Source organism: Stenotrophomonas nematodicola, from assembly GCF_009467805.1.
GTDB classification, from domain to species: domain Bacteria; phylum Pseudomonadota; class Gammaproteobacteria; order Xanthomonadales; family Xanthomonadaceae; genus Stenotrophomonas; species Stenotrophomonas nematodicola.
Window position 1 is genome coordinate 249552 of sequence record NZ_WIAY01000005.1, and the last position, 23435, is coordinate 272986.

Genomic DNA, 23435 nt, shown 5'->3' on the forward strand with positions numbered 1-23435 from the left:
CACGCGCAGGCGTCCGTTCAGCCGGATTCTCACCTCCTGCACGAACGCGGCGGCACAGTGCAGGCATGACGTCCTCCTCTGCAAAACCGGACCTGGTGGTGCTGCGCCCGGAAGGCCTGTACTGCCCGGCCGGTGACTTCCACATCGACCCGTGGCGCCCGGTCCCGCGCGCGGTGATCACGCACGGGCACGGCGACCATGCCCGCAGCGGCATGGGCCACTACCACTGCAGCACCGACAGCGTGCCGATCCTGCGCTGGCGGCTCGGCGAAGTGCCGCTGGACGCGCATGCGTACGGCGCGCGCTTCCGCCTGGGCGATGTGGACGTGTCGCTGCATCCGGCCGGACACGTGCTGGGGTCGGCGCAGGTGCGCATCGACGACGGCACCCAGGTCTGGGTGGCCTCCGGTGACTACAAGCGGCAACCCGATCCCACCTGCGCGCCGTTCGACGTGGTGCCCTGCGATACGTTCATCACCGAGGCGACCTTTGGACTGCCGGTGTACCGCTGGCCGCCCACGCCGCAGGTGGCCGCCGACATCGTGGCCTGGCGCAGGGAATGCGAAGCGCGCGGCGAAGCCGCCGTGCTGCTCTGCTACGCGCTGGGCAAAGCGCAGCGGGTGCTGGCCGAGCTGCTGCCGCTGGACACGCAGCCGGCGCTGCTGCACGGCGCGATCGCCGCCGGCGTGGCGGTGTACCGCGAGGCCGGCATCGCCATGCTCGCCACCGAAACCGTCGGTGAGCAGGCGCGCGGCAGCGACCTTGCCGGCAAGCTGGTGCTGGCGCCGCCCTCGGCCGCCGGCAGCGCCTGGATGCGGCGTTTCAAGAGCGCGCAACTGGGCTTTGCGTCGGGCTGGATGCGCCTGCGCGGCAACCGCCGGCGCCGCAACTACGACCGCGGCTTTGTGGTGTCCGATCACGCCGACTGGCCGGACCTGCTGCGTACGATCGCGCAGACCGGGGCGCGTCGGGTGATCGCCACGCACGGCAATACCGATGCGCTGATCCGCTTTCTGCGCGAGCGGGGCGTAGCCGCCGAAGCTTTCGCCACCGGCTACGGGGACGAGGAATGAAACGCTTCGCCGCGCTGTACCGCACGCTGGACCGCAGCACCGCCACCGGCGACAAACGCGCTGCGCTGGTCGATTATTTCCGCGACGCGCCAGCGCATGACGCGGCATGGGCGCTGTTCCTGCTGTCCGGTGGCAAGGTCACCAGCGCGCGGCAGAAGATCGCCGGCAGCGCCGAACTGCGCGCGTGGATCGCCGACGTCTCCGACACCCCCGCATGGCTGGTTGACGACAGCTACGACCAGGTCGGCGACCTCGCCGAAACGCTGACCCTGCTGCTGGACGATCCGGCCGACCGCGCGTCCGACATGGCGCTCGCCGACTGGATCGAGCAGCGTCTGCTGCCGGTCGCCAACCAGGCCGAGCCGGTCCGCCGCGCCACAGTGGTGGAGGCGTGGCGGGACCTGGCGTTCGACGAGCGGCTGGTATTCAACAAGCTGCTGACCGGCGCGCTGCGCGTGGGTGTGTCGCAGCGGCTGGTGCAGCAGGCGCTGGCGGAACTATCCGGCATCGACATTGCCCGCATCGCCCAGCGCATGCTCGGCGCGTGGGTACCCTCGCCCGGCCTGCTGGCCGACCTGCTGACGCCGGAGGAACGCCCGGAGGACCGCCAGCAGCCTTACCCGTTTTTCCTCGCATCTCCACTGGAAAGCGACGCCGACCGCCTGGGCGACATCGGCGGCTGGAACGTGGAATGGAAGTGGGATGGCATCCGCCTGCAGCTGCTGCGGCGCCAGGGCGAAGTGGCGCTGTGGTCGCGCGGCGAGGAACGTCTGGATGGCCGCTTCCCGGAGATCGAGGCGGCCGCGATGGCGTTGCCGGACGGCTGCGTGATCGATGGCGAACTGCTTGCCTGGCGCGATGACGATCCGCAGCCGTTGCCGTTCACCGCGCTGCAGACCCGCATCCAGCGCCGCGCGCCCGGCCCCAGGACCCTGCGCGATACACCTGTGCGCGTGCTCGCCTACGACCTGCTGGAGCTGCACGGGCAGGACCTGCGGCTGCAGCCGCTGACGCAGCGGCGCGCCGCGCTGGCGACCGTACTCGACAGCCTGGGCGATCCGCGGCTGCAGCTCTCCCCGCAGCTGCATCCCCACGACTGGCACGCCGCCGCCGCCCTGCGGGCAGGTGCCCGCGAGCGCGGCGTCGAGGGACTGATGCTCAAGCGCGGCAGCTCGCCCTACCAGAACGGACGGCGTCGCGGCGACTGGTGGAAATGGAAGGTCGACCCGCTCACCGTCGATGCGGTGATGATCTACGCGCAGTCCGGCCACGGCCGACGCAGCACGCTGTACACCGATTACACCTTCGGCGTGTGGGACGGTGACAGGCTGGTACCGGTAGCCAAGGCGTACTCGGGCCTGGACGACACGGAAATCCTGGCGCTGGACCGCTGGATCCGCGCCAACACGCTCGAACGCTTCGGGCCGGTGCGCAGTGTGCGTGGCGAACAGGTGTTCGAACTCGGCTTCGAAGGCGTCAACCGCAGCAGCCGGCACAAGTCCGGCATCGCGGTGCGTTTTCCGCGCATCCTGCGCTGGCGGCAGGACAAGCCGGCCAGCGAAGCAGACACGCTGGCCCAGCTGCAGGCGCTGGCACGGTGACGCGGCGCGAGGCGATGGCACGCCTGGTGGCGTGGTTCGCCAGCCGCGGCTGGGCACCGCTGCCGTTCCAGAAAACCATGTGGCGTCACTACCTGGCCGGCGCGTCGGGGCTGCTGCACACGCCCACCGGCAGCGGCAAAACCTTGGCAATGTTCGGCGGCCCCCTGCTGCAGGCGCTGTCCGATCCGCCGCCGCGCATTGCGGGCCGCGGCGGCAGGCGGGTGCCGGCCCTGCAGGTCCTGTGGATCACCCCGCTGCGCGCACTCGCCGCCGACACCGCGCGTGCGCTGCGCGAGCCGTTGTCCGCACTGGGCCTGGACTGGCAGGTGGGCCTGCGTACCGGCGATGCCAGCGCGCGCGACAAGCGTCTGGCGCGCGAGGGGCGCGTGGATGTACTGGTCACCACGCCCGAATCGCTGGCACTGCTGTTGAGCTATCCCGATACGATGGCGCGCCTGCAGCAGCTGCGCTGCGTGGTGGTCGACGAGTGGCACGAGCTGCTTGGCAACAAGCGGGGCGTGCTGCTGCAGTTGAACCTGCGTCGCCTGCGCGATGCGCTGCCGGCGCTGCAGGTGTGGGGGCTGTCGGCCACGCTCGGCAACCTCGACGAAGCGCGCCAGGTGCTGCTGCCCGACCAGCCCGACGCGCCACAGGTGTCAGGCGCCCGCCCCCGTCCGATGACGCTGGAAACGCTGCTGCCGGCGCACGGCGAACGCTTTCCGTGGGCGGGGCATCTGGGCCTGTCACAGCTGCAGCGCGTGCTGGAGCGGCTGCTGTCGGCACGCAGCAGCCTGCTGTTCACCAACACCCGCGCGCAGGCGGAACTGTGGCACCAGGCATTGACGGCGGTATGGCCGGAGGAGCTGGCGACCCTGGCACTGCACCACGGTTCGCTGGACCCTGCGCTGCGGCGCGATGCCGAGGAGGGACTGCGCGAAGGTCGCCTGCGCTGCGTGGTCGCCACGTCCAGCCTGGATCTCGGCGTGGACTTCCCCGCTGTGGACCAGGTGCTGCAGGTCGGCAGCCCCAAAGGCATCGCGCGCCTGCTGCAGCGTGCCGGCCGGGCGCGTCATCGTCCCGGTGAATCCGGACACATCATCTGCGTCCCCTCGCATGCGCTGGAGCTGGTGGAGTATGCGGCAGCGCGACGCGCGCTGGCGGAGGGCGTGATCGAAGCACGACGTCCGCTGCAGTTGTCGCTGGACGTGTTGGCCCAGCACTGCGTGAGCTGCGCGCTAGGCGGCGGTTTCGACGCCGATGCGCTGTTCGCGCAGGTGCGACGCACGCACGCGTTCGCCAGCCTGGAGATGACGCAGTGGGAAGGCGTGCTGGCCTTCATCGTGCAGGGGGGCCGTGCGCTGGCGCAGTACCCGGACTTCCACCGCGTCGTTCGTGACGATGATGGCGTGTACCGCGTCCACGACCGCCGCGTGGCGCTGCGTCACCGCCTGTCGATCGGCACCATCACCAGCGACGGCAGCGTAACGGTCCAGTTCCTGCGCGGCGGCCGGCTGGGCGCGGTGGAAGAGCAGTTCGTCGGACGGCTGCGACCCGGGGACCGCTTCCAGTTTGCCGGGCGCCTGCTGGAACTGGTCCGCCTGGAGCAGATGACCGCGTATGTGCGGCTGGCCCGTGGCGGCGAGGGCGTAGTGCCGCGCTGGCAGGGCGGCCGGTTGCCACTGTCCGATGCCCTAGGCCGCGAGATGGAAGCGGTACTGGAGACGCCCGGCGAGAGCGCCGAACTGCGCTGGCTGGCGCCGTTGCTGCAGTTGCAGGCGCGCCTGTCCGTGCTGCCCGGCTCCTCACGCCTGCTGGTGGAAACACTGCTCCGCCGCGAGGGCCAGTACCTGTTCGTGTATCCGTTCGCGGGCCGTCAGGTCAACGAAGGCATCGCCGCGTTGATGGCGATGCGCTGGACGCGCCTGCAGACCAACACCTTCGCCTATGCCGCCAACGACTACGGCTTCGTGCTGGCGCCGGCGCATGCGGTTGCGGTGGAACCGGCGCTGATACGCCGGCTGCTGCAGCCTGACAGCCTGTTCGAGGACCTGCGCGACAGCCTCAACCTTGGCGAGCTGGCACGCCGTCAGTTCCGCGATATCGCGCGCGTCTCCGGCATGTTGGTGCCTGCGTTGCCGGGCCGCACGCCGCGCAGCCTGCGTCAGTTGCAGGCGTCCAGCGGCCTGCTGTACGACGTGCTGCGCCAGCACGATCCGGATCACATCCTGCTGACGCTCGCCGAACACGAGGTGCTGCACAGTCAGCTCGACCTCGGCGCTCTGGCCGCCGCACTGCAGCGCTGTCAGGCGCGCGCGCTGCATGTGCAGGCGTTGGGCAGCCTCGGGCCATTCTCGTTCCCGCTCTGGGCCGAGCGCATGCGCGGCCAGCTCAGCAACGAAGACTGGAAAACCCGCGTGCTGCGCGCGGCACAGCAACTGGAGAAACGGCATGGGCAATGACCTGTCGCTGACGCTCGCCGGCGAGACGCTGCACCTGCTGGGTGCGCGTGCGCTCTACTGGCCCACGCGCAGCGCGATGTTGATCGCCGACCTGCACTTGGGCAAGGCCGACCTGTTCCGGCGCGCCGGCATCGGCCTGCCCAGCGGCGGCACGGGCGATGATCTCGCACGCCTGACCCACCTGCTGCAGCAGCAGCGCGTGGACACGCTGTGGATTCTGGGCGATGTACTGCACGGTGTGGCGCATCGCGCCGCGTGGTACCGGCAGTGGCAGGGATGGCGTGAGCAGCACCCGTCGCTGCAGATCGGCGCACTGGCCGGCAACCACGACCGTGCGCTGCCCAAAGCGGACCTCGGCATCGAACTGCTGGGTGAGAGCGTGCAGGAAGGGCCGTTCCTGCTGCGCCACGACCCGCGCCCGCATGCGCGCCTGCACGTACTGTGCGGTCACCTGCATCCACTGGCACGGCTGCCGGGCATGCAGCGGCGCTGGCCGGCATTCTGGCTGCGCGAAGACCTCACGATACTGCCGGCCTTCTCGCGGTTCACCGCCGGCATCGCGCCGGTGCTGGCCAATGGGGAGCGGCTGGTGGCGTGCGTCGAGGACGAGGCCATCGCGCTGCCGCCGCGCTAGCCGCCGGACGGCGGCCGAACGCGGTGCGATTCACATGGCCGGGACCAGCGTATCCGGCATCAACAGGATCTCCGGCGTGCGGGACACGGCGCGGACCGGCTGCTGCTGGATCGCCGCCAGCATGTCGCGGGCCGCCTGGCGGATGTGCGGATGATGCTCCGCTGCGGTATGGGTGATGAGGCTGGTGACATGGAATTCGAACACGTCTTCCATCACATCCGGCTGATCCTCGTGCAGCATCTGCAACAGACCGCGCAGTTTGCTGAGTTCGCTTTCGAGAGTGTCGGCCGAGAACAACATGTCAATCTCCTTGGGATGGCGGTCCACACGGGACCTGGGGCGCAGGCGCACCGGCACGGAACGATCCGTGGTGCAAGGCATATCCGGGTCGGGTGGCGCCAGGCGCACACGCACGCTGCGTCTGCGCTGCCGTTGTCTCATGTCGACGGTGATTTCACCGTCAACGCAATGCAGATCCGCCTTCACGCGCGCGCATTCAGCGCCTGACGCGGGCATCACCGTGCAGCACGGTATTCGCGCATTGCCGTCACGAACCCGGGCGACAACGGCAGGCGCCCCATCCAGCCATGCTGCGTGCCACTGAGCACGCGCAGCATGTGCCCGCGCCCGCCGGGTACGCGCCCCATCGGCCCGAAGAACACGTCGCGGGCACGCGCCAGCGTGTCGCGTTCGGACTGGAACAGCGGCGTCAGCCAGTGGCTCCAGTAGTGATAGATCGCCACATGCGCGCGTCGCCGCTGCTGGTACGCCTGCAATGCGGCCGTCAGATCGGGGTGCGCCCGCAGCGCATCGCGCAGCGCCATCGCATCCAGCAGCGCCATGTTCACCCCCTGCCCCAGCTGCGGGCTCATCGCATGCGCCGCGTCGCCGGCCAGCACCAGCCGCCCGCGATGCCACTGCCGCATGCGCGTGTCGCGATAACTCGCGCGGGCCAGCGCCTCCGGCGCTACGTCCTGCAGCAACCCGTGTGCCGCCGGCCAGAGCGCAGCGACATCGTCCAGCCAGCGCGCCATGCCATCGCGTTCCCAGTGCGCGAAGCGATCACGCGGCAGACTCCAGAAGAAGCTCAGCCGTGGCGTGTCATCGCCGGGCCGCGTTCCCACGGGCAGCAGGCCGATCATCCTGCGCGCCATCAGGTAGCGCTGGCGCAGTTCGTCGACATGCGGCCAGTCACCGCGCGGCAGCAGGCACCACAGTGCCCCCCACGGGTACTCGCGATCGTGCCGCGCACCCGCCACCTGCGCGCGCAGCGTGGAGGCGGCGCCATCGGCGGCGATCACCACATCGTAGGGCCCGTGCCACTGTCCGCGTGCATCACGCACGCGCCCCTTCTCACTGTCCACCTCGACGATCGCGGTATCGGCCTGCAGGTTGCCCGGGTGCTCCCAGGCCTGCGCCAACACTGTGAACAACGCACCGCGCTGCATGCCCACGCCATGCAGATGCGCGTCCAGCGCGGCGTAGCGCAGGTCCATCACCGCGCGCCCGCAGGGCGTTTCCCCGTACAGCCGCTGCACCGGCGCGCCATGTTGCAGCACCTGCGGCAACAACGCCATCTGCCACAGCACGTCCAGGCCGCTGGGTTGCAGCAGGAAGCCGGCCCCGACGGGGCCGGGCGCTTTCGCACGCTCGAACACGTGCACCACGTGATGATCGCGTGAAAGCAGAATCGACAATGCCTGACCGGCGGTGCCGTAGCCGATGATCGCCACCGTGCGCGGCTGCGTCATGTCATGTTCCCTATGAGCGTGATCAAGTTCACATCGTGCGCAAAAAAAACCCCGCCGAAGCGGGGTTTTCAATGCTCAACCGAGAGAATCACTCAGCCGGCACAATGTTCGAAGCCTGGGCGCCCTTCGGGCCCTGGGTCACGTCGTACGTGACACGCTGGCCTTCCTGCAGGCTGCGGAAGCCCTTGGCGTTGATCGCGGAGAAGTGCGCGAAGACGTCGGCGCTGCCGTCCTCCGGCGAGATAAAGCCAAATCCCTTGGCGTCGTTGAACCACTTGACGGTACCGTTCGGCATGGTAATGCGAGACCTTCTTCAATGAATGGGTGGTGTACGCTCAACCAGCGCACTGCCGGAGTATGCAAAGCTTGTTCCGCAATGACAATCACCCCCGCGCCAATTCACCGATCAGTTCCGGCAAACCCGCCGACGCGGCATCGACGTTGGCCAGTACTTCGGCCATCGTGATTTCGTCGCCATCACCACACCCGGCCGCCCAGTTGGCCACGATCGCCAGGCAGGCATAGTCCAGACCGAGCTCGCGCGCCAGGCTGGCTTCGGGCATGCCGGTCATGCCGACCAGATCGCAGCCGTCGCGACGCATGCGGGCGATCTCCGCATTGGTTTCCAGGCGCGGCCCCTGCGTGGCGCCGTAGCATCCGCCATCCTGCAGACGCACGCCGGTGACCTTGGCTGCGGCCAATACCTTGCTGCGCAGCATCGGCGTGTACGGATGCCCGAAGTCCACGTGCAGCACCTCGCTGCCCGGCTCTTCACACAGCGTGGAGATGCGACCCCACGTGTAGTCGATCAACTGGTCCGGACAGGCCAGCACGCGCGGTCCGAACGCATCGGTGATGCCGCCAACAGTATTGAGTGCGAGCACGCGCGTCGCGCCGATCTGCTGCAGCGCAGCGAGATTGGCGCGGTAATTGATCTTGTGCGGCGGCAGCGAGTGGCCTTCGCCGTGGCGGGCCAGGAACGCCACGCGCTGGCCGAGCAGCGTGCCGACCCGGATCGGGCCGGACGGCGTGCCGTAGCGGGTCTCGACCTGGTGGCTGCTGACATCGTCGAGCTGGGCCAGTTTGTAGACGCCGGTGCCGCCGATGACGGCCAGTGCGATGTGTTCCATCATTCCTTCATCGCGTAGATGGCCGGCACGCAGCGCAGCGTCTCATTGACGTCCATGCCGAAGCCGAACACGTAACGGTCCGGCAGGTCGATGCCGGCGTAGTCGGCCTTGATGTCCGGCAGCGCGCGGTCGTGCTGCTTGACCGTCAGCGCGGCGATGCGCACGTCGGTCGCGCCCTGTTCCAGGCACCAGGTGCGCACGCCCTGCAGCGTGTAGCCCTCATCGAGGATGTCGTCGACCAGCAGCACGCGACGGCCGAACAGCGCGGTGGCCGGCTTGTGCTTCCAGACCAGGTCGCCGCCGGTGGTCTCACCGCGGTAGCGGGTGGCATGCAGGTAATCGAACTGCACGTCCTGGCCGCGGGCACCCAGTTCCAGCGCAAGCTGTCCGGCGAACGGCAGGGCGCCATGCATGATCGACAGGAACAGCGGCACTTCGCCCTTGTAATCGCGCGCGATGGCGTCAGCGATGCCGGCGATGGCCTTGTCGATGGTGGGGCGGTCGACCAGCAGGTCGGCCTGGGCCAGGGCCTGGGGGATGGTGAGGTTGGGCATCAGACGGTTCTTCCAAGGGTGTCAAGCAAACGGGATTGGGTAGTGCCGTGGCGGGTGTCGGCCAACAGGCCGTCCCAGCCCAGCGCGCCGCGGCCGATCAGGCCCAGCAACGCGGCGGTATTGAGGGTGCGGCCTTCGACCGCGCGCAGCGATTCTTCCACCAGTTCGGGGTGGCAGACCAGCACCACGTCGCAGCCGGCGTCCAGATGCGCATCCACGCGCGCCTTCACGCCACCGGCGGAGAACGACGCGGCCATGCCGATGTCGTCGGAGAACACCACGCCGCGGAAGCCCATCTCGCCGCGCAGGATCTCGCCGATCCAGCGGGGCGAGTAGCCGGCCGGTTCCGGCGCCACCTGCGGGTAGACCACGTGGGCCATCATCACCGCGTCGGCACCGGCGTCGATACCGGCCACGAACGGCACCAGGTCCAGCGCACGGAGTTCATCGAGCGTGCGCGGATCGCTGGCATCGTCGACGTGGGTGTCTTCCTTGACCGTGCCGTGGCCGGGGAAGTGCTTGAGCGTGGCCGCCATGCCCACGCTGTGCATGCCGCGCACATAGGCGCGGGTGAAGGCCGCGACCACGTCCGGATCGGCGCTGAAGGCGCGGTCGCCGATGGCCAGGTTGCCCCGGCCCAAATCGACCACCGGTGCAAAGCTCAGGTCCACGCCGCTGGCGCGCACTTCGCTGGCCATCAGCCAGGCGTGCTGCTCGGCCAGGGCCAGCGCGGCCTCGGGGTCCCTGGCGTACTGCGCATCGAAGCCCTGCAGCGGCGGCAGCGCGCTGTAGCCGTCACGGAAGCGCTGCACGCGGCCGCCTTCCTGGTCCACGCAGATCAGCACCGGGCGCGGGGCGGCGGCGCGGATCGCGGCCGACAGCGCGGCAACCTGCTCGCGCGAGGCGAAATTGCGCTTGAACAGGATGACACCGGCCACGGCGTCATGCTGCAGCCAGTGCCGCTCCTGGGCGGTGAGTTCGGTCCCGGCGACGCCGATCACGAGCATGGGTCATCTCCAATACGGGGCGCCGCGATGGCGCACCGCCGCATTGTCGCAGAACCCGCGCGCCGTGGGCCACGACCGCGCGGCTGTGACCACGTCTCGGTCAGGACGCGTCCGCGGCGCCTTCCGCCGCGATCTGCCGCAGTGCCTGGGCAAACGCCTCAGGCGGCTGGGCCCCCTGCACGGCGTAGCGGCCATTGATCACAAAGGTGGGCACCGACTGAATGCCCACTGCACGGGCCTGGTCGAGCTGGGCCCGGATCTCCTCCAGCCCTTCCTCGCTGGCCAGCAACGCCGTCACCCGGTCGGCCCCGATTCCGCCGGCGGCGGCGGCCTCGATCAGCGTCTGCGGATCGGCCAGATTCCGCCCGTGAACAAAATGCGCACGGAACAGCGCCTCGCCGACCGCCGCCTGCACGCCCTCACGACCCGCCAGCCACAGCAGGCGATGCGCCGGCAGGGTGGTGACCCGCACCTGGCCCTGGTCGAAGTCCATCGGCAGGCCTTCGGCGCGCGCCGTGGTCTGGGTCTGGGACAGAATCTGCTCGGTGCGCTCGGCACTGCCGAATTTGGCCCGATAGGCCTCGCGCAGCGGCACCGGAGTGGTGCCGGCGTCCGGATCCAGCAGGAACGGCCGCCAGCGCACCTCGATCTCGGGTGCTTCGTCGCCCAGAAGGGCCAGGCCCTGCTCGAACCGGTGTTTACCGATCCAGCACCAGGGGCACACCACGTCGGACCAGATCTCAATGTTCATGCGGCCAAGATGGGGATGACGGCCTGCGGAAAAAAGGGGGCAGCGGCGCCTCAAAGCGCCGCGTTGGACGTGATCATCGCCGACGGGCCCTTCACGCTCGCGCTGAACCCGGGTGGCGACACCGCCGCGCGCCCGCGGCTATCTGTCCCAGCGGCTGAAGGGATGGGCGGCCAGCGCCAGGTTGTAGTAGCGCACGTCGTCGGTGACTTCCTCACCCACCCATGCCGGTAGGGCGATGGACTGGTCGGCGCGCTCCAGCTCGATCTCGGCCACGACCAGCCCGGCGTTGTCGCCGAGGAATTCATCGACCTCCCAGATCCGCCCGCCGTGTTCGACCAGATGCCGGCGCTTGTCGATCAGCCCGCCGACGCACAGCGCAAGCAGCGCGCGGGCATCGTCCACCGGAATCGGGTAGTCGAACTCCTGCCGGGTGTGGCCGATCTCGCGCGACTTCAGGTTGAGGAAGGCCTGCGCGCCCTGGATGCGCACACGCACCGAGGCCTTCTGCGCGCCACTGTCGAGCGCGGCGGCGTCATTGATGTAGCCCTGCGCCATCGGAATCACCGCGTGCGCGGCGGTGCGCCAGCCGTCGCCGGTGACGAGGAATTTGCGTTCGATTTCAATGCCCATGCGCACAGTATGGCGGCGCGGCGCCTACACTGCGCGCCCCCTGCAAGGATCCAGCCACGATGACACGCCATCGCCCCACCCTGCGCCGCATCGCCCTCGCCTCCCTGGCGCTGCTCCCGCTGGCCGCCAGCGCTGCCGCGCCGGCCATCCCCACGCTCACGCAGGCCCAGTCGGCGATGGACGCGCTGTTCGATGCCGCCATCGCCGACCGCCCCGCCACCGACAGCAGCCGCATGGTCGCCGACGCGTTTCGTCCCCGCCTGCTGGGATTGTCCAGCTGCATGCCGCTCGACGGCGCCGCCGCGGCCACGGTGGACTGCATCACGACCGCCCAGGCGGGTCCGGAGCCGGTGTATCGCCTGTTGCGCTTCGTCTACACGGAGCAGCGCTGGACGATGCCTGTCGAACAGCGCCGGATCCCGGTGCCGGTGCCGGTGCCGCCGCAGGAGCGTGTGCAGGTCCTGCTGCGCGAGGCATTCATCGCGCGCGCCGCGCAGGAGGCCGACCCTGCCGCGCGTGCCGAGCTGGCACAGGCGGCGCGCACGGCCGACGTGGTCGCGGTGCATGCGTGCGACATCGGCGAGGACGCGCCGGTGATCGAATGCGAGGTCGACGCCATCGTCGCCAGCGAGCGCGGCCGCCAGCCGATGGCGTTCGTGTGGGGGGACGGACAGTGGCACAACGCACCGGCCACGGCGCAGTAGCGGACGCGGCCGGCGAACGGGCGTCAGCGCTTCTCGAACACCGCGATGCTTTCCACGTGCGCGGTGTGCGGGAACATGTCCATTGCGCCGGCCGAGACCAGGGTGAAGCCCTGTTCGTTGACCAGATAGCCCGCATCGCGCGCCAGCGAGCCGGGATGGCAGCTGACGTAGACGATGCGCTTGAACTGCTTCAGCGGCAGCTGCTGCAGCACTTCGATGGCCCCCGAGCGCGGCGGGTCCAGCAGCAGCTTGTCGAAGCCCTGGCGCATCCACGGCGTCTGGCGCTGGTCCTGGGTCAGGTCCGCGGCGTGGAACTGGGCGTTGGACAGGCCATTGCGCTCGGCGTTTTCCCGTGCACGCGCGACCAGTCCCGGATCACCTTCCACGCCGACCACTTCACGCACGGTACGCGCCAGCGGCAGGGTGAAGTTGCCCAGGCCACAGAACAGATCGAGCACCCGCTCGTCCGGGCCGGCGTCGAGCAGTTCCAGCGCCAGCGCGATCATCTTCACGTTGAGCGATGCATTGACCTGGATGAAGTCCAGCGGCCGGAAGGCCAGCTCGACATCCCACGGCGCGAGCTTGAACGACAGCGGCACCTCGGCCGGCCACAGCGGCTGCACCGATTCCACGCCGCCGGGCTGCAGCGAGATCGCAAAGCCGTGTTCCTGCCCGAAGGCGGTCCACGCCGCACGATCGGCGTCGCTGAGCGGCTGCATGTGGCGGATGGTCAGCATGATCGCGTCGTCGCCGGCGATGAACTCAACCTGCGGAATATCGCGCTTGCCGTCCAGGGTCTCGATGAAGGTGGCCATCGCGCCGACCTTGCTGCCGATCTCCGGGATCACGGTCAGGCACTGCGACAGATCGGCGACGAAGCGCGGGTCCTGCTCGCGGAAGCCGACCAGGGTCTTGTCCTTCTTCTCGACCCGACGCACCGAGAACCGGCCCTTGCGGCGGTAGCCCCAACTGTCGCCGACCAGCGGCGGCAGCACGGTACCCGGGGTGACGTGGCCGATACGGGTCAGGTTGTCCATCAGCACCCGCTGCTTGGCCACGATCTGCTGCGATTCCTCCAGGTGCTGCAGCACGCAGCCGGCGCAGACGCCGAAATGCGGGCAGCGCGGCGTCACCCGCTGCGGCGAGGCGGTCACCACCTCCAGCGTCCGCGCCTCGTCAAAGTGGCGGTTGCGGGCGGTCGGTTCGGCGGTCACCACTTCGCCCGGCAGCGCGCCGGTGATGAAGGTGACCTTGCCACCCTCGCCATCACGGCGGGCCACGCCACGGCCATCGTGGCTGAGGTCGAGGATGTCGGTCTGGAAGGGCGTACGGTCGAGGCGGGAGCGGGTTCGGGCCACGTGGCAACAGGCTGCGGGCAAAAAGGGTGCGTATTGTCGCAGATGGAGGCATTGCCCTGCTCGGAAACCGTTTGCAGCGGCCCCGGACGTGTTTAATATGGGACACAGCTGACATGGAGGCAGCCCCAATGCAGATGACCCCGCGGGATCCCATGCCCCGATTCCTGCTCGTCGAGGACGACACCATCAGCCGCGGCTTCTTCAAGGCTGCGCTGGAGACCCTGCCCGCCGAGGTCGATACCGCCGATTCGCTGGCCAGCGCAATGGACCGCGCCAACGGCGGCGGCCATGACCTGTGGCTGATCGACGTCAACCTGCCCGACGGCAACGGCACCGAGCTGCTGCAGGCCCTGCGCCGTTCGCGGCCGGACACCCCGGCGCTGGCGCATACCGCCGATGGCGACAGCGGCATCCATGCCCGGCTGCGCGAGGCCGGCTTCAGCGAGACCCTGATCAAGCCTCTGACCCGCGAACAGCTGCTCAAGGCGGTGCGCCGCGCGCTGGTCAACAGCCCCGGCGGCATGGCGGCCGGTCCCGGGAGCAGCACCGAGAACGAGCGCCAGGACTGGGATGAAACCACCGCCCTGGCAGCCCTGAATGGGCAGCGCAACCATCTCATCGCCCTGCGCGAACTGTTCCTGGCCGAATTGCCCGGGGTGCGCGACGCCGTCGCGCAGGCCTTGCTGCAGCAGGATGTACGGGCCCTCCGCGGGCAGTTGCACCGGTTGCAGGCCAGTTGCGGCTTCGTCGGCGCCGCGCGCCTGGCCCGGGCGGTACGCCAGCTGCACCAAGCACCGGAGTCCGGCGGCGCACAGACCCAGTTCCGCGCGGCGGTGGAAGCCCTGCTGCATTGAGTCTCAGCCCCCGGCGCTAGCGCCGGCGTGACAGGTCGTCGAGCATTTCCCAGGATTTCAGGCCGCGGCCCCCGAGGTGGTGCAGCAGCACCGTGCGCATGCTGCGGCGCAGGCTGGCCAGGTCCTCCGCGCCGGGCAGACGGTCAGCGCCCAGCGCGAGCAGCGCGCTGCCGGTGGCCGCCCCGCGTCGCTGGTCGGCGCCCCGGTCACTGAGCAGACGGCGCGGGCCATCGCCCGGGTCGAGTTCGTAGCGGGCAGCGGGATCGAGCGGCTCGCCATCGCCGTCATGGCTCAGGTCGAACCCCACCCCGAGCGCATCCAGCAGATCCCGTTCGAAGCGGCGCAGGGTCCATGCCAGGGGGTCGCCGTCGCGCAGCCGCTGGCGCACCACGGCATAGGCGTCGTACAGGTCGGGCAGCGGGTCCTGGCGGGGTGCCAGCCGCAGCAGCAGTTCATTGATGTAGAAGCCGGCGAGCATCGCATCGCCCAGCAGCCGCGGTGCGGCGTCGAGTGCCTCGGCACCGCGAAGCTGCGCCAGTTCGCCGCGCTGTACCGCGGTCAGCCGGATCCATTGCAGGGGCTGCAGGGCCGCCCGCAACGGCTGGCTGCGGGCACTGGACACGCCCCGCGCGAGCAGGCCGATGCGACCATGCTGCTCGGTCAGCACTTCCACCAGCAGGCTGGTCTCCCGCCACGGGCGGGCGTGCAGAACGAAGGCGGGTTCATCCTCGATGCGCACGGCCTACCTCCCGACCGGCGCCGGCCGGTGGGGTCCCACCGCGGCGCACGCCGGGACACGACGGACGCCGCGCCGCTGCGCGCGCCCGGGGCGGTTCATTCGTAGCCGAAGGCCTTCAGCGCGGCTTCGTCGTCGGACCAGCCCTCGCGCACGCGCACCCAGGTTTCCAGGAACACCTTGGCACCGAACAGACGTTCCATCTGCATGCGGGCCTTGGCACCGATATCCTTCAGGCGGGTACCGCCCTTGCCGATCACGATCGCCTTCTGGCCTTCGCGCTCGACCCATATCACCGCACCGATGCGCAGCAGGTTGCCGTCTTCGACAAAGCGCTCGATCTCCACCGTGGTGGCGTACGGCAGCTCTTCGCCCAGCTGGCGCATCAGCTGCTCGCGGACCAGCTCACCGGCCAGGAACCGCTGGCTGCGGTCGGTGATCTCGTCCTCGCCGAACATCGGCGGGGCTTCGGGCAGCAGCTTCAGCACGTCGCGCACCAGCGCGTCCAAGCCGTTGCGCTTCTGCGCGGAAATCGGATGCACGGCGGCAAAGCTGCGGCCGGTGGTCACTTCCTGCAGGAACGGCAGCAACGCGCCCTTGTCCTTGAGGCGGTCGATCTTGTTGACCACCAGCACCACCGGCACGCCCGCATCGCTGAGAACGTTGAAGGCCAGGGTGTCTTCCTCGTCCCAGCGGCCGGCCTCGATCACCAGCAGCCCGGCGTCGACACCTTCCAGCGAGCCGCGCGCCGCCCGGTTCATCACCCGGTTCATGGCGCGCTTCTGCACCTTGTGCAGCCCGGGCGTGTCGACCAGCACCAGCTGCCCTTCCGGATAACTGGCGATGCCGAGCAGCCGGTGGCGCGTGGTCTGCGGCCGGTTGGACACGATGCTGACCTTGGCGCCGACCAGGGCGTTGGTCAGAGTGGATTTGCCGACATTGGGGCGGCCGATGACGGCCACGCTGCCGCTACGATGGGGGGTTGCTTCGCTCACTTGGAATCCAGTTGCTCGAGGGCGGCGGCGGCCGCCTGTTGTTCGGCCAGCCGTCGCGAGGCACCTTCGCCTTCGGTGCTGACGGCAGGATCGGTTACGCCGCAGCGTACCCGGAAGGTCTTGGCGTGATCGTCACCCGATTCTGACACCAGTTCGTACTGGGGGAGCGCCTTCTGTCGGGCCTGCAGCCATTCCTGCAGGCGCGTCTTGGGGTCTTTCTCCGGCTTGCCCGTGGCCGGCAGCGCCTCCATCGAGGGGCTGAACCAGGGCAGCACCACGGTCTGGCAGGCGGCAAAGCCGGCGTCCAGGTAGATCGCCGCGACCACCGCCTCCAGCGCGTCGGCCAGGATCGAGTCCCGGCGTTGGCCGCCGGACTTCATCTCGCCGGGTCCCAGCGTCAGCCGGTCGCCCAGCTGCAGGGTGCGGGCGATGACCGCCAGCGCGCCTTCGCGCACCAGCTCGGCCCGGGCGCGGGTCAACGCGCCCTCGTCGGCCTTGGGCCACCGCTCGTAAAGCGCCTGGGCCACCATCATGTTGACGATGCTGTCGCCAAGGAACTCCAGCCGCTCATTGTTGGGCGTACCGGCACTGCGATGCGTCAGGGCCTGCTGCAGCAGACCCGGATCGCGGAAGGGGTGACCGATCAGGTCACCGCGTTGGAAAGGTTTATTCGGCACCGCTACGGGTCAATTCCTGGTTGGTATCAAACCGGCCCACCACGTCGAGGTTGCCGATCATTGCCCGGCGCACTTCGTAGTTGACCTTCATGTTCCAGCCGCCATCGATGCGATCGAATGTGACGTTGGCCGGCTTCACGTTCTCGGAGTAGTTGATGTACAGACGCTTGAAGAACAGGTCCTGGACACGCCCGGGCTCCATGTTGCCCACCCCCGGCTCCTTCGCCAGGCTCTTCATCGCCGACCGCACCGAGTAGTACTCCTGGTACATCGGGAACAGCTTCATGCCGATGTACAGGCCGAAGGCAACCACGATCAGGACGACCAGGAACGAGGTCAGGGTCATGCCGCGCTGCGTGTTCATCGTCTTCATTGCGTTCTCCCCAGATACGCCGGTGTGATGGATCAGTTGATGGTCGAGCCGATCCGCGACGGCTCGAAGCCGTCCTTGCAGAACCAGCCCGAGCAGTTCAGCCAGATCAGGAACGCCTTGCCACGGAGATTTTCCTCCGGCAGCAGGCCCCAGAAGCGGCCATCGTCGCTGTTGTCGCGGTTGTCGCCCATGACCAGGTACTTGCCGGCCGGCACGGTCCACTGACCCTGGCCACGCGGGTAGTCGGTCTCCAGCACGGTGTGGGTACGGCCCGGCAGGTGCTCCACCAGCAGCGTGCTGCCGTCGCCCTGGCCGAGGTGGCCCGCGTAGATGCCCTTGTTGTCGTACTTGACCGGCTCGCCATTGAGGATCAGCCCATCGCCCTGGAAGGCGACCTCGTCCCCCGGCACGCCGATGACGCGCTTGATGAAGTTCTCGCCCTTGGCCGGGTCGGCGTCGGAATGGCCCGGGAAGTGGAACACCACCACGTCGCCACGCTTGGGCTCGCCCAGCGGAACGATCTTGGCGTTGTTCAGCGGCAGGCGCAGACCGTAGGAGAACTTGTTGACCAGGATGAAATCGCCGATCAGCAGGTTGGGCATCATCGAGCTGGACGGAATCTTGTACGGCTCGGCGATGAAGCTGCGCACCACCAGCACGATCGCCAGCACCGGGAAGAACGCCCGGGAGTAGTCGACCAGCACCGGTTCGGAATCCAGCAGGCCGGCACGCGCGGCACGGCGCCTGGCGAAGTACAGCTTGTCGGCCAGCAGGATCAGCCCGGAGGCCAGCGTCAGTACGACCAGGAGGATTTCAAACAATTTCATGCGGTGTCCTTGGGATCGGGTGCCTTACTTGTCCATCTGCAGCACGGCCAGGAAGGCTTCCTGCGGGATCTCCACGCGGCCCACCTGCTTCATGCGCTTCTTGCCTTCCTTCTGCTTCTCCAACAGCTTCTTCTTGCGCGAAACGTCGCCACCATAGCACTTGGCCAGAACGTTCTTGCGCATGGCTTTGACCGTGGTGCGGGAGATGATCTGCGAGCCCACGGCGGCCTGGATGGCCACGTCGAACATCTGTCGGGGGATCAGGTCCTTCATCTTCTCGCACAGCTCGCGGCCGCGGCGGTCGGCATGGCTGCGGTGCACGATCAGCGACAGCGCATCGACCTTGTCGCCATTGATCAGCACGTCCACACGGACGAACGGACCGGCGTCGAAACGCACGAAGTGGTAGTCCAGCGAGGCGTACCCGCGGCTGACCGACTTGAGCTTGTCGAAGAAGTCGAGCACCACTTCGGCCATCGGCAGCTCGTAGCTGATCTGCACCTGGCTGCCGAGGTAGTTGATGCCGATCTGGCTGCCACGCTTTTCTTCGCACAGCTTGATGATGTTGCCGATGTACTCCTCGGGCGTGAGCACGTTGGCACGGATGATCGGCTCGCGGATTTCCTCGACCTGGTTCACCGGCGGCAGCTTGGCCGGGTTGTCCATGTTGATGATCGAGCCGTCGGTCTTGAGCACTTCATAGACCACGGTCGGCGCGGTGCTGATCAGGTCCAGGTTGTACTCGCGCTCGAGGCGCTCCTGCACGATTTCCATGTGCAGCATGCCGAGGAAGCCGCAGCGGAAGCCGAAGCCCATCGCCTCGGAGCTTTCCGGCTCGAACCGCAGCGCGGCGTCGTTCAGGCGCAGCTTGTCCAGCGCTTCGCGCAGGTCCGGGTAGTCTTCGGCATCCACCGGGAACAGGCCGGCGAACACGCGCGGCTGCATTTCCTGGAAGCCCGGCAGCGGCTTGGGCGCCGGATCGGCCGCCAGGGTCAGGGTGTCGCCGACCGGCGCGCCGTGGACATCTTTGATGCTGGCGGTGACCCAGCCCACTTCACCGGCGCGCAGGGCTGGCAGCACCTTGCGCTTGGGCGTGAACACGCCGACGTTGTCGACCTGGTGGTTGCGGCCGGTGGACATCACCTGCAGCTTGTCGCCGGCCTTGATCTGGCCCTGCATCACACGCACCAGCGAGACCACGCCCAGGTAGTTGTCGAACCACGAGTCGATGATCAGCGCCTGCAGCTTGTCGGTATCGCGCGGCACCGGCGGCGGAATGCGATGCACGATCGCCTCCAGCACGTCCTGCACGTTCAGGCCGGTCTTGGCACTGACCGGCACCGCATCGGTGGCGTCGATGCCGATCACGGCCTCGATCTCGGCCTTGGCGCGCTCGATGTCGGCCGTAGGCAGGTCGATCTTGTTGATCACCGGCACCACTTCCAGCCCCTGCTCCACCGCGGTGTAGCAGTTGGCCACCGACTGCGCTTCCACGCCCTGGGCCGCATCGACCACCAGCAGCGCGCCTTCGCAGGCGGCCAGCGAGCGGCTGACTTCATAGGAGAAGTCGACATGCCCGGGGGTGTCGATGAAGTTCAGGTGGTAGGTCTGGCCGTCTTTGGCGACATACGGCAACGAGACCGACTGGGCCTTGATGGTGATGCCGCGCTCGCGCTCGATCGGATTGGAGTCGAGCACCTGCGCCTCCATCTCGCGGGCCTGGAGGCCACCGCAAAGCTGGATGATGCGATCGGCCAGCGTGGACTTGCCGTGGTCGACGTGGGCGATGATGGAGAAGTTGCGGATGTTCCGCATCGAATCAGAGGACATAGGTGGCGGCGGCGCGTCGCGTCGTCAGGATAACGACACATTATCGCATGGCCGGCCGGCTCCCGCGTGGGCCTACGTCCGATTGTCGCCAATACCGGCCAGAAACGACCGGGCCCGCCGAAGCGGGCCCGGAAACGCAGCAGTGGCGGGGGTTACTGCCCCGTCTTGATCGCCACGAACGCGCTGTTGCCGGCGCCGGTGCGGACCAGCAGCATCACCACGTCACCCTTCTTGTAGCCCGACAGCTGGCGATCCAGTGCCGCCACGCTGCCGACCGGGGTACGCCCGACCTGCAGGATCACCATGCCCTGCGACAGCTGCGCGTCCCGCGCGGCCTGGCCGGTCACCCGGGTGATGCGCACGCCTTCACCGGACTCCAGGCCCAGCTGCTTGCGCTGGGCCGCGGTCAGGTCGATCACCTCCAGGCCCAGCAGGGCGTTGGCACCGGTCTGCGGCGTGGCCGCGTCGGCCGTCGCCGGACGGCTGCTGGCGCGCTCGGCGTCCTCGGCCAGTTCGGTCAGGGTGGCGGTGAGCTCGCGCTCCTTGCCATCGCGCACGACGCCCAGGCGCACCTTGCTGCCCGGCGGCAGCGCACCGATCGCCGGCGGCAGATCCGACCAGGCATTGACCATGCTGCCGTTGACGGAGCGGATGACGTCGCCGATTTCCACGCCGGCCTTGGCCGCCGCACTGCCGGGCACGATCTGGTTGACCAGCGCGCCACGGCTGTCGGGCAGGCCCAGGCCCTGGGCCTTCAATCCGTCGATCGGCTCGACCACGGCCCCCAGCTGGCCACGGCTGACCCGGCCGGAGGTCTTGATCTGCTCGACCGCGCCCATCGCCAGGTCGATCGGGATCGCGAAGCTGATGCCCATGTAGCCGCCCGAGGCGGAGAAGATCTGCGAGTTGATGCCGACCACTTCACCGCGGGTGTTGAGCAGCGGGCCGCCCGAATTGCCCTGGTTGATCGCCACGTCGGTCTGGATGAACGGCACGTAGCGCTGGTCCGGACCGCCGGTGCTGCGGCCGACCGCGCTGACCACGCCGGCCGTGACCGAGTGATCCAGGCCGAACGGCGAGCCGATCGCAACCACCCACTGACCCGGCTTGAGCGTATTGGAATCGCCCACCCGCACGGTCGGCAGGTTCCTCGCGTCGATCTTGAGCAGGGCCACATCGTACTGCTGGTCGCTGCCGATCACCTTGGCGGTGAACTCGCGGCGGTCGCCCAGCTTGACCTTCACTTCACTGGCATCGGCGACCACGTGGTAGTTGGTCAGCACATAGCCGTCGGCCGAGATGATGAAGCCCGAGCCCATGCCACGCCCGCGGGGGGCCTCGCCCTGCCCGCCCGGCTGGCCGGGCATCTGGAAGTCCGGGCCGAAGAAGCGGCGGAAGAATTCGGGCATGTCCTCATCGCCGGGGCCCATCGCACGGGCCGCGCGGTTGTTGCGCACGATGGTGGTCTCGACGTTGACCACGCCGGGCCCGACCTGTTCGACCAGGTGGGTGAAGTCCGGCAGTCCGCTGACCAGCTGCGGGGCCGGCGCGCGCGGCGCCGCGGCCGGGGCCGCGGCGACCGGCGCGGTCGGGGACGGCGACTGGGCACATGCCCCGAGGGGAAGAGTCAGGGACAGGGCCAGCAGGGACAGAGCCTGCTTACGCATGCGAGGGGTCATCAGACGCGAGCCTCCGGGTCAGGAAGAAAGGGAGAGGGACGCTGCGGCCGTACGGCCGCAGCGCGAACATCGGGATGCCACGCGGCTCAGTCGCGATGGCTGCGGCTGGCCGGCACGGCCGGTTCGGCCTCCTGCAGGCGCGGCTCGAAGGGATAGAACGCGGCGCGTGGCTCCTGCGTGGAGAAGCTGGCATTGAGTGCACCGCCACCGGCCGGGGCCAGCGTGGAGCGTGGCCAGGGCTTGGCCTGCAGACTGCCGACGTCACCGAAGGGATAGGCGCGCGCGGCCGCAGCCGGCACTACCGGCAGGGGGCTGGCGGCGACAGCGCGCTGCGGCTCGGCACTGCGCTCAAGCGCACCGCGCGCGGCCTGCTGGGTACGGGTGGCGCTGTTGCGGCGCGCGGCCGCCACGTCCTGTCGGCGGCTGGCCGCCGCGACCGCAGCGGCGGGCGCGGCGGCCACGGCCAGGGCGGCATCGGCCGGGGCGACCGGGGCGGCGGGCGGCGCCGGCGGCAGCTCGGCCTGGCTGGCGATCACCGTGGTCGGCGCAGGCAGCGGGGTCTCGCCGGGCAGCTGCTCGCGGGTCATGAACATGGCCACCGCCGCCACCGACGCGGCCAGGGCAGCGCCGCCGCCCCACCGACGCCAGCCGCTGCGACGCACCGTGGCCGGCGCGGCAGCCGGCTGCGGCTGCGGTCGCGGCTCGGCAGCCACCGCCACGCGGATGCGCTCGGCGAACGCCTGCGGCGCCGGCGCGCAGGCCTGCCCACGCAGCACATCGCCCAGCATCTGCCAGCGTTCGTGACAGCCGGACAGCGCCTCGTCGTGTTCCAGCCGGCGCAGCATGAAGCGCGCCTCATCGGCCGACAGTTCGCCGTCGATCAGCGCCGACAGCTGCTGCCGGTTGTGGGCATCGAGTTTGTCCGGCGGGGTGCCGGCGTTTCCAGGGGTAGGCATCTTGGGGGTCATACGCGGCTCTTCTCGCGGGTGGCGCTGCCGATATCCAGCAGCGGCCGAAGTTCAGTGTCGATGGCTTCGCGGGCACGGAAAATCCGCGACCGCACGGTGCCGATCGGGCACCCCATCTTCTGCGCGATTTCCTCGTAACTCATGCCATCCACCTCGCGCAGGGTGATGGCCGAACGCAGTTCCTCCGGCAATGCCGCCACCGCCTTCATCACCGTCTGTTCCAGCTCCTGGCGCATCAGTTCGCGCTCGGGCGTGTCGGTGTCGCGCAGGCGGGTGCCGCTGTCGTACTGCTCGGCGTCCCCGATGTCGATGTCATCGGTGGGCGGGCGGCGGTTGTGGGCGGCGAGATGGTTTTTGGCAGTGTTCACGGCGATCCGGTGCAACCAGGTATAGAACTGGGCGTCGCCACGGAAACTGCCGATCGCGCGATACGCGCGGACGAAAGTGTCCTGGGCCACGTCCTGACATTCACTCCAGTCGGCGATGTAACGCCCGATCAGGGCGACGATCCGGTGCTGGTACTTGCGCACCAGGACATCGAACGCCGCACTTTCGCCGCGCTGCACGCGCCGGACCAGTTCCAGGTCCAGCTCCTGTGGTGTTTCAACCTCGGCCATTGGGGGCCGCACTCCTGTCAGCCCAACCGACGTCGGGCAATGAGACTGCCAATCCCGGGAAAAGTTCAGCGACCGATCAACGACGCCGCACCAGCTTTTAACCACCGTTCCGTTAAGGTTTCCGATCCAGGCAGTGAACCGGCGGTCGTTCTCCCCCCAGCTATAGGGATTTGACGGGGAGGAAACAACCTCTGGATCATAGCCCCCTTCTCCATACACAACCGGAT

Annotated in this window: 24 protein-coding genes; 6 read left to right on the plus strand and 18 right to left on the minus strand. The window is 68.8% G+C overall.

Annotated elements, in window-relative coordinates; genetic code table 11:
- The first annotated feature begins 65 nt into the window (after window positions 1-65).
- The 4 genes from GDJ08_RS15660 to pdeM are packed head-to-tail and all read left to right on the plus strand — an operon-like array spanning window position 66 to window position 5767.
- The gene (locus GDJ08_RS15660; protein ID WP_017357467.1) at window positions 66-1073 is read left to right on the plus strand and encodes a ligase-associated DNA damage response exonuclease; all 1008 of its coding nucleotides are present in this window, start codon (window positions 66-68) and stop codon (window positions 1071-1073) included.
- Entirely contained in the window at window positions 1070-2674 is a 1605-nt protein-coding gene (locus tag GDJ08_RS15665) for an ATP-dependent DNA ligase (protein ID WP_153165217.1), read from the plus strand. Before GDJ08_RS15660 ends, GDJ08_RS15665 begins: the two co-directional genes overlap by 4 nt.
- 14 nt (window positions 2675-2688) lie before the next feature.
- A complete protein-coding gene (locus tag GDJ08_RS15670) occupies window positions 2689-5133 on the plus strand; it encodes a ligase-associated DNA damage response DEXH box helicase (protein ID WP_153165241.1) in 2445 nt (814 codons plus the stop codon).
- The gene (gene pdeM, locus GDJ08_RS15675) at window positions 5123-5767 is read left to right on the plus strand and encodes a ligase-associated DNA damage response endonuclease PdeM (RefSeq protein ID WP_153165218.1); all 645 of its coding nucleotides are present in this window, start codon (window positions 5123-5125) and stop codon (window positions 5765-5767) included. Before GDJ08_RS15670 ends, pdeM begins: the two co-directional genes overlap by 11 nt.
- A 30-nt stretch (window positions 5768-5797) precedes the next feature.
- On the opposite strand, the gene GDJ08_RS20375 is transcribed toward pdeM, so the two are convergent.
- The 8 genes from GDJ08_RS20375 to GDJ08_RS15715 all read right to left on the minus strand — a co-directional run bounded on the left by GDJ08_RS20375 (window position 5798) and on the right by GDJ08_RS15715 (window position 11590).
- Complete coding sequence (locus GDJ08_RS20375; protein ID WP_153165242.1) at window positions 5798-6067, minus strand: hypothetical protein; 270 nt, start codon at window positions 6065-6067, stop codon at window positions 5798-5800.
- A gap of 215 nt (window positions 6068-6282) precedes the next feature.
- Window positions 6283-7518 (minus strand): FAD-dependent oxidoreductase, encoded by a 1236-nt coding sequence (locus GDJ08_RS15685; RefSeq protein WP_153165219.1) that lies wholly within the window; start codon window positions 7516-7518, stop codon window positions 6283-6285.
- Window positions 7519-7606: 88 nt separating this feature from the next.
- Complete coding sequence (locus GDJ08_RS15690; protein ID WP_017357288.1) at window positions 7607-7813, minus strand: cold-shock protein; 207 nt, start codon at window positions 7811-7813, stop codon at window positions 7607-7609.
- 88 nt (window positions 7814-7901) lie between these two features.
- Window positions 7902-8648, minus strand: coding sequence for an S-methyl-5'-thioinosine phosphorylase (locus GDJ08_RS15695; RefSeq protein WP_026070968.1), 747 nt, complete (start codon window positions 8646-8648; stop codon window positions 7902-7904).
- Window positions 8648-9202: a hypoxanthine-guanine phosphoribosyltransferase gene (locus tag GDJ08_RS15700; protein WP_017357286.1), complete on the minus strand. Its 555-nt coding sequence runs from the start codon at window positions 9200-9202 to the stop codon at window positions 8648-8650. The genes GDJ08_RS15695 and GDJ08_RS15700 overlap by 1 nt, the downstream gene beginning before the upstream one ends.
- Entirely contained in the window at window positions 9202-10209 is a 1008-nt protein-coding gene (nagZ, locus tag GDJ08_RS15705) for a beta-N-acetylhexosaminidase (protein ID WP_153165220.1), read from the minus strand. Before nagZ ends, GDJ08_RS15700 begins: the two co-directional genes overlap by 1 nt.
- Before the next feature lie 100 nt (window positions 10210-10309).
- Window positions 10310-10960, minus strand: a complete 651-nt coding sequence (locus GDJ08_RS15710) for a DsbA family oxidoreductase (RefSeq protein ID WP_153165221.1) — start codon at window positions 10958-10960, stop codon at window positions 10310-10312.
- A 138-nt stretch (window positions 10961-11098) separates the two neighbouring features.
- Window positions 11099-11590: a CYTH domain-containing protein gene (locus tag GDJ08_RS15715; RefSeq protein WP_153165222.1), complete on the minus strand. Its 492-nt coding sequence runs from the start codon at window positions 11588-11590 to the stop codon at window positions 11099-11101.
- Window positions 11591-11649: 59 nt separating this feature from the next.
- Here GDJ08_RS15715 and GDJ08_RS15720 point away from each other — a divergent pair, with 59 nt between their 5' ends.
- Window positions 11650-12294 carry a hypothetical protein gene (locus GDJ08_RS15720; protein WP_153165223.1) on the plus strand — a complete coding sequence of 215 codons (645 nt, stop codon included), beginning with the start codon at window positions 11650-11652 and terminating at the stop codon, window positions 12292-12294.
- A gap of 23 nt (window positions 12295-12317) precedes the next feature.
- Here the strand turns inward: GDJ08_RS15720 and rlmD are convergent, their stop codons facing one another.
- Window positions 12318-13652: a 23S rRNA (uracil(1939)-C(5))-methyltransferase RlmD gene (gene rlmD, locus GDJ08_RS15725; RefSeq protein WP_153165224.1), complete on the minus strand. Its 1335-nt coding sequence runs from the start codon at window positions 13650-13652 to the stop codon at window positions 12318-12320.
- A 128-nt stretch (window positions 13653-13780) separates the two neighbouring features.
- Between rlmD and GDJ08_RS15730 the strand changes: the two genes are divergently transcribed.
- Window positions 13781-14506: a response regulator gene (locus tag GDJ08_RS15730; RefSeq protein WP_136003125.1), complete on the plus strand. Its 726-nt coding sequence runs from the start codon at window positions 13781-13783 to the stop codon at window positions 14504-14506.
- Between the two features lie 16 nt (window positions 14507-14522).
- On the opposite strand, the gene recO is transcribed toward GDJ08_RS15730, so the two are convergent.
- The 9 genes from recO to rpoE form a co-directional block, all read right to left on the minus strand.
- Window positions 14523-15245: a DNA repair protein RecO gene (gene recO, locus GDJ08_RS15735; protein ID WP_136003124.1), complete on the minus strand. Its 723-nt coding sequence runs from the start codon at window positions 15243-15245 to the stop codon at window positions 14523-14525.
- Window positions 15246-15340: 95 nt separating this feature from the next.
- Window positions 15341-16237 (minus strand): GTPase Era, encoded by an 897-nt coding sequence (era, locus tag GDJ08_RS15740; protein ID WP_153165225.1) that lies wholly within the window; start codon window positions 16235-16237, stop codon window positions 15341-15343.
- On the minus strand, window positions 16234-16914 hold the full coding sequence (gene rnc / locus GDJ08_RS15745; RefSeq protein WP_017356786.1) for a ribonuclease III: 681 nt from the start codon (window positions 16912-16914) through the stop codon (window positions 16234-16236). Before rnc ends, era begins: the two co-directional genes overlap by 4 nt.
- Window positions 16904-17287, minus strand: coding sequence for a DUF4845 domain-containing protein (locus GDJ08_RS15750; RefSeq protein ID WP_017356785.1), 384 nt, complete (start codon window positions 17285-17287; stop codon window positions 16904-16906). Before GDJ08_RS15750 ends, rnc begins: the two co-directional genes overlap by 11 nt.
- Before the next feature lie 32 nt (window positions 17288-17319).
- The gene (lepB, locus tag GDJ08_RS15755) at window positions 17320-18114 is read right to left on the minus strand and encodes a signal peptidase I (protein WP_017356784.1); all 795 of its coding nucleotides are present in this window, start codon (window positions 18112-18114) and stop codon (window positions 17320-17322) included.
- A 24-nt stretch (window positions 18115-18138) separates the two neighbouring features.
- Window positions 18139-19929: a translation elongation factor 4 gene (gene lepA, locus GDJ08_RS15760; RefSeq protein WP_017356783.1), complete on the minus strand. Its 1791-nt coding sequence runs from the start codon at window positions 19927-19929 to the stop codon at window positions 18139-18141.
- Window positions 19930-20096: 167 nt separating this feature from the next.
- Window positions 20097-21623, minus strand: coding sequence for a DegQ family serine endoprotease (locus GDJ08_RS15765; protein WP_136003121.1), 1527 nt, complete (start codon window positions 21621-21623; stop codon window positions 20097-20099).
- A gap of 86 nt (window positions 21624-21709) precedes the next feature.
- Complete coding sequence (locus tag GDJ08_RS15770) at window positions 21710-22579, minus strand: sigma-E factor negative regulatory protein (protein ID WP_229296543.1); 870 nt, start codon at window positions 22577-22579, stop codon at window positions 21710-21712.
- Window positions 22580-22587: 8 nt separating this feature from the next.
- The gene (gene rpoE / locus GDJ08_RS15775) at window positions 22588-23208 is read right to left on the minus strand and encodes an RNA polymerase sigma factor RpoE (protein WP_136003119.1); all 621 of its coding nucleotides are present in this window, start codon (window positions 23206-23208) and stop codon (window positions 22588-22590) included.
- Window positions 23209-23435: the final 227 nt, after the last annotated feature.